This window comes from Streptomyces sp. NPDC055506, assembly GCF_053643595.1.
Genome location: NZ_JBSHKH010000235.1, coordinates 1 through 5857, shown reverse-complemented (window position 1 = coordinate 5857; position 5857 = coordinate 1). Strand labels below are relative to the sequence as shown.

Genomic DNA, 5857 nt, shown 5'->3' with positions numbered 1-5857 from the left:
GTTGAAGCCCCCGGGGCCGGGTTCAGAGGTTCTTTTGAGGGTTCCGTACGGGGTCTACGACCGCTGCCGTAGGCGTGATCAGGCGTCGTGGTGCTCCGAGAGCCCCGGCCAGTCGTCCGGGCCGCCGCCCTGCCACTCGACGAGGTCGCTCTCCGCGACATCGGTGACGTACAGGTCGGCCAGCCGCAGGATCTCGGCGACGTCGTCGGCGTGGGTGGCGACGCCCAGGGGCTCCTCGCCCAGGGTGACCCGGCGGGATCCGTCCAGGGCGGGGGAGTGGACCACGACATGCGGGTGCTCGGTGGGATGTGCCATGCCTTCAGGCTCCTGCGGACGCACCTGTTCCGCACCCTGAACGGGCTGGTAGCCGTCCGGCGGCGCGAGGCTGGGCGCGACAGGACATTCGCGCCGCCGGACGGGGTCTGTGAGGGGAGGGAGGAGGGAGGAGGGAGACGCACAGGGTGGTGCTGGGACCGCGGCGGTGCGACGGGACCCGGAACGGGCTTCCCTCGGGTCGAGAAGCCCGCTCCCGGTCCTTCACCACCGCACTGGCTCGCAGCCGCCGCGGTCCACACCCTGCCCGCGTCCGCGCCCGGGGCGACCACCCCTCATCCGGGTCGCCCCGCGCGGTCGGACGCGGTCAGGGAGTTCACTCCTCGCGCAGGGCGCGGACCGCCTCCTCCACGCGCCGCCCGTACTCGGGGTCGGCGGCGTGGAAGTGCGCGAGGTTCTTCTCGATCACGTCGTCGCGGGAGACCTGGGAGAGGCCGCCGGCGATGTTCGCGATCAGCCGGGACTTCTCCTCGGCGGACATCAGCCGGTACAGCTCGCCGGCCTGGAAGAAGTCGTCGTCCTTGGTGTGCTGGGGCGCCGCGTGGGTGCCCGTGTGGCCGCCGACCGCCAGCGGGGCCGACAGCGGCCGGCCGGTCTCGGCCGGGCCGTCGTAGGAGTTCGGCTCGTAGTTCTTCGCTCCGCGGCCCTGGGCGTTGGCCGCCATGAGGCCGTCGCGGCCGTAGTTCCGCGCGGTCGTCGCCTTCGGGGCGTTCACCGCAAGCAGGGTGTGGTTGACGCCCAGACGGTAGCGGTGGGCGTCCGCGTAGGCGAACAGGCGGCCCTGGAGCATCTTGTCGGGCGAGGGGCCGATGCCCGGCACGAAGTTGTTCGGGGAGAACGCGGCCTGTTCGACCTCGGCGAAGACGTTGTCCGGGTTGCGGTCCAGCACCAGCCGGCCCACGCGCCGCAGCGGGTAGTCCTGATGCGGCCAGACCTTGGTCAGGTCGAACGGGTTGAAGCGGTAGCCGTCCGCCTCGGCCGCCGGCATGAGCTGGACGTAGAGGGTCCAGGACGGCCGCACGCCCCGCTCGATGGCCTGGAGCAGGTCCGTCTGGTGGGAGTTCGCGTCCCTGCCGACGGTCTCCGCGGCCTGCTCGGCGCTGAGGCAGCGGATGCCCTGGTTGGTCTTGAAGTGGTACTTGACGAAGAACGCCTCGCCCGCGCTGTTCGTCCACTGGTAGGTGTGCGAGCCGTAGCCGTTCATGTGCCGGTACGAGGCCGGGATGCCGCGGTCGCCCATCAGCCAGGTCACCTGGTGCGTGGCCTCGGGGGAGTGCGCCCAGAAGTCCCAGACGTTGTCCGGCTCCTGACGGCCCGTGAACGGGTCGCGCTTCTGCGAGTGGATGAAGTCCGGGAACTTGATCGGGTCCTTGATGAAGAACACCGGGGTGTTGTTCCCGACGAGGTCGTAATTGCCTTCCTCCGTATAGAACTTGACCGCGAAGCCGCGCGGGTCGCGCACCGCGTCCGCGCCGCCGAGCGAGTCGGCCACGGTGGAGAAGCGCACGAAGACCTCGGTGCGCCTGCCGACGGTGCTCAGGAAGTCGGCGTACGTGAACTCCGTGACGTCGTCGGTCACTTCGAAGTGGCCGTAGGCGCCCGAGCCGCGGGCGTGCACCACACGCTCCGGGATGCGCTCGCGGTTGAAGCGCGCCAGCTTCTCCAGCAGATGCTGGTCCTGGAGCAGGAGCGGGCCGCCGGCGCCGGCGGTGGCGGAGTTCTGGTTGTCGGCGACGGGGGCGCCGGACTCGGTGGTGAGCACGCGCTGCGACATCGTGACCTTCCGATACGAGAGGGCAGCGGAAAAATGTTTCCGCTTCGTGGAGCCTAGGGTCGGGGCGAAGGAGGCGTCAACAGTTTGTTGAAGTGGTGGGTATGGCTGGGCCGGGCGGCGCCGCCCCTTTGGGCGCGACAGGACAGATGTCAGCGGCGGCGCCGCCCGGGATCTGGGGGACCCCCGGGGCTACGAGGGTCGGAAGGGGGTCAGAGCTGGGCGCCGGACAGCCGCTCCACGGCCCGCAGCAGCGCCGAGTGGTCCAGCCCGCCGTCGCCCTGCGCACGCAGGCTCGCGACCAGCTGGGCGACCACGGCGCCGACGGGCAGGGCCGCGCCGACATTGCGGGCGGCGTCCGTGACGATGCCCATGTCCTTGTGGTGCAGATCGATACGGAAGCCCGGCTTGAAGTCCCGGCCGAGGAAGTTGTCCTTCTTGCGGGTCAGCACGGTCGAGCCGGCGAGCCCGCCGTTCAGGACGTCCAGGGCCGCCTTCAGGTCCACGCCGGACTTCTCCAGGAAGACCACGGCCTCGGCACACGCCTGGATGTTCACGGCGACGATCAGCTGGTTGGCGGCCTTCACGGTCTGGCCGGAGCCGTGCGGGCCGCACAGCACGATGGTCTTGCCGAGCGCCTCGAGGATCGGCTTCGCGACGTCGAAGTCGCTCTGCTCGCCGCCGACCATGATGGACAGCACGGCCTCGATGGCGCCGGCCTCACCACCGGAGACCGGGGCGTCCAGGACGCGGATGCCCTTGTCCTTCGCCGCCTTCGCCAGGTCGACCGAGGTCTGCGGCGTGATCGAGGACATGTCGATCAGCAGGGCGCCGGACCTGGCGTTCTCCAGGATGCCGTCGGGGCCGTAGGAGATGGCCTCGACCTGGGGGGAGGCCGGGACCATCGTGATGACGACGTCGGCGTCCTTCACCGCCTCGGCGATGGAGGGGGCGGCGGTGCCGCCCGCCGCCGCGAGACGGTCCAGCTTGTCCTGCTCCAGGGTGAAGCCGGTGACGTCGTAGCCCGCCTTGATCAGGTTCTCGGACATGGGGGAGCCCATGATGCCGAGGCCGATCCAGGCGACCTTGGGAAGTGCAGTGGTCATGATGGGTGCCTTTCGGTGCGAGGGTCAGCGGGGCAGCCAGTCGAAGGTCTCGGCGCTCGGGCGGTCGCCCGGCTTGTACTCGAGGCCGATCCAGCCGTCGTAGCCCGCCTTCCGCAGCTGGTCGAGGAGGTCTTCGAGGGGCAGTGAGCCCGTCCCGGGGGCGCCGCGGCCGGGGTTGTCGGCGATCTGGACGTGACCGGTCTTCGCGGCGTACCGCTCGATCACCGACGGGAGGTCCTCGCCGTTCATGGACAGGTGGTAGAGGTCCATCAGGAACCGGGCGTTGCCCAGGCCGGTCGCCTCGTTGACCTTGTCGACGACGTCCACGGCCGCCGGGGCGGATACCAGCGGGTACAGCGGTGACTCGGGCTGGTTCAGCGCCTCGATCAGCAGAACCGCGCCGATCCGGTCCGCGGCCCGGGCCGCCAGGGTCAGGTTCTCCAGCGCCAGCGCGTCCTGCTCGGCCGGGTCCACGCCCTCGACGCGGTTGCCGTACAGGGCGTTGAGGGCCGTGCAGCCCAGGGAGGCGGCGAAGTCGGCGGCCACGTCGATGTTGGCGCGGAACCGATCCGACTCCTCGCCGGGAACCGACAGGGCGCCGCGGTCCGGGCCCGGGAGGCGCCCGGCGTAGAAGTTCAGGCCGGTGAGCTGGACGCCCGCCTCCTCGATCGCCCGCTTCAGGGCGTCGAGCTCGGAACGCTCCGGGACGGGCGAGTCGATCCAGGGCCACCACAGCTCGACCGCGGTGAAGCCGGCCGCGGCGGCGGCAGCGGGACGCTCCAGGAGGGGGAGCTCCGTGAAGAGGATCGACAGGTTGACGTTGAAGCGCTGGTCTGCGAATCCCATCGGGTCGGCGCTCCCTTCCTTGTCTTCCGACGTGCCTTCCAGAAGGTATTCCGTATTACGGAATCACGTTTCTGCTTAACGGAAGATTGCCCGTGGCGCCCGAGGGCTGTCAAGAGGGGCTGCCGTAAGTCCGTCCCGCCCTGCGGGATCGACGATCATGCTTGCCGCGACTGTGGGTAGGCGGGGCCCGCGCACTGCCACACCGAGGAACGGAGCCCCCTCAGTGCTGACAGCCCTTCCCCTCGCAGAGCCAGACCGGGGAGCAGGCATAGAGACGGCCGCCCCATGGTCGGGCTGGGTCCAGGACCACACAGAGGCACTCATCGGGATTCCACTGCGGATCGCACGCCGGATTCTCCGCCTCACCCGCCATTGGCCCTGGACCGGCGAGATCACCGCCGCCCTCGAACGGCTCGCGCTCCTACCCAACCCCGGCTGAGCAGCGCCTTTCCACCGTCCCGACGACAGCACCACCCCGCCCCGGGCAGTGGAACCCGGCGCCCACCCGACGCGACAGTCGGGCCGCCGCCTGCCCACCATCTGCCCCAGAAAGCGAAAGGGTCCACCGACTTCGTCGGTGGACCCTCGCGAAAGATCGAGGCTAACGCTGGTTCCTCTCGTGCTCCTCTCCGTCACGCTTGCCGGACCCGAGCCATCTGGCAGTTCTGGCCCGTCCCGGCTTTGTCGGGGCCGCTCTCGCCCTCACCGGCATCTCCCGGGTCAGGCTGCCCCCAGCTTCATCACCCTGCTGCGACGGGGATGATGGCGATGGTCTCTCACCACCGCACGAGTTCTCAGCGCCTCACGGCGCACTGACACCACCCCCCAGGTCATGCCTTCGACAGGGGGACACGGCCATGCCGGGCCCGGAGGCCAGCGGCCCTCTTGCAGGACCGCGGAAAACATGACGGGGGCGGCGTGTGATGCTGCCGATCGAGCCGGTGCGGGTGCCGAGGGTCGTGGAGTGGAGCCGTTTCGTCCACGGGTGCTGCCCCGAGGCTGCCGGGTGAAGGGTCGGTAGGCCTCTCAGTAGGCGCCCTGCCGTGATCTCTCAGTCTTCGGTCCACCCGTGGTTCTTTCCGAACTGGAGCAGCCCGCGACGAATCTGGAGGATCTGTTCCCCGGTCAGTGAGGGGGCCGCGGAGAGCAGGACCTCGGTGACCTCGTGGAGGTACTCGTTCGCGGTGAGCACGTCGCACAGTGAATCGTCGCCGTCCAGTTGCCTGACGGGCCCCGCGAGGGATCCCGCGGCGACGTCCCGCGGCTTGCCGTTGGCTCCCGCGGCCGGCCTCACAGCCGAGGCCTTCGGCCCGCGGTCTCCCTCCGCGACCTCGAATTCGACGACGAGGCCCGGATGCAACTGGTGCTCCGGCATCCTCAAGTCGTTGACGTGCAGGAAGACGTCCTCATCACCATCGTCCGGAGCGATGAACCCATAACCCCGCGCACTGTCGAATCGCACCACACGACCAGCAACCATGCCAGCAACTCCCAAAAGAAACCCAACGATATCGGGACCAGCGCCCGAATCAACACCAGCGCAGAAGGCTACGTCAGCAACACCCCCCAGGGCGAGCGGCTGGATGGTGCCGGGCCCCGCGCGCCGGAAGCTCGGCATCGTCGATCACATGGTGCGGTCCCTAGGCTCGGCGCCGGCTGCCATGCGGCAGTGTGTGGAGGACTGGGCCATCGAGCTGGCGGCGGTCTACGACGTCCCACCGATACCTCTGCGCCGTGATCTGCCACCGGCCAACCGGCTCACCGACTGCCGTGTGGGCTGCGGCGGACCGAGGGGTGTCGG

The 5857-nt window shown here is 69.8% G+C and carries 5 protein-coding genes; all 5 read right to left on the bottom strand.

Annotation, left to right across the window (positions count from 1 at the left end; all coding sequences use genetic code 11):
• Positions 1-78 precede the first annotated feature (78 nt).
• Positions 79-315 carry a hypothetical protein gene (locus tag ACWIF2_RS39850; RefSeq protein ID WP_189721359.1) on the bottom strand — a complete coding sequence of 79 codons (237 nt, stop codon included), beginning with the start codon at positions 313-315 and terminating at the stop codon, positions 79-81.
• A 334-nt stretch (positions 316-649) separates the two neighbouring features.
• Positions 650-2107, bottom strand: a complete 1458-nt coding sequence (locus ACWIF2_RS39845) for a catalase (protein WP_454366491.1) — start codon at positions 2105-2107, stop codon at positions 650-652.
• 209 nt (positions 2108-2316) lie between these two features.
• Positions 2317-3210, bottom strand: coding sequence for a 2-hydroxy-3-oxopropionate reductase (locus tag ACWIF2_RS39840; RefSeq protein WP_454366489.1), 894 nt, complete (start codon positions 3208-3210; stop codon positions 2317-2319).
• A 24-nt stretch (positions 3211-3234) separates the two neighbouring features.
• Positions 3235-4056 carry a TIM barrel protein gene (locus ACWIF2_RS39835; RefSeq protein WP_454366487.1) on the bottom strand — a complete coding sequence of 274 codons (822 nt, stop codon included), beginning with the start codon at positions 4054-4056 and terminating at the stop codon, positions 3235-3237.
• 1051 nt (positions 4057-5107) lie between these two features.
• Positions 5108-5536, bottom strand: a complete 429-nt coding sequence (locus tag ACWIF2_RS39830) for a cold-shock protein (protein ID WP_165343870.1) — start codon at positions 5534-5536, stop codon at positions 5108-5110.
• Positions 5537-5857 lie beyond the last annotated feature (321 nt).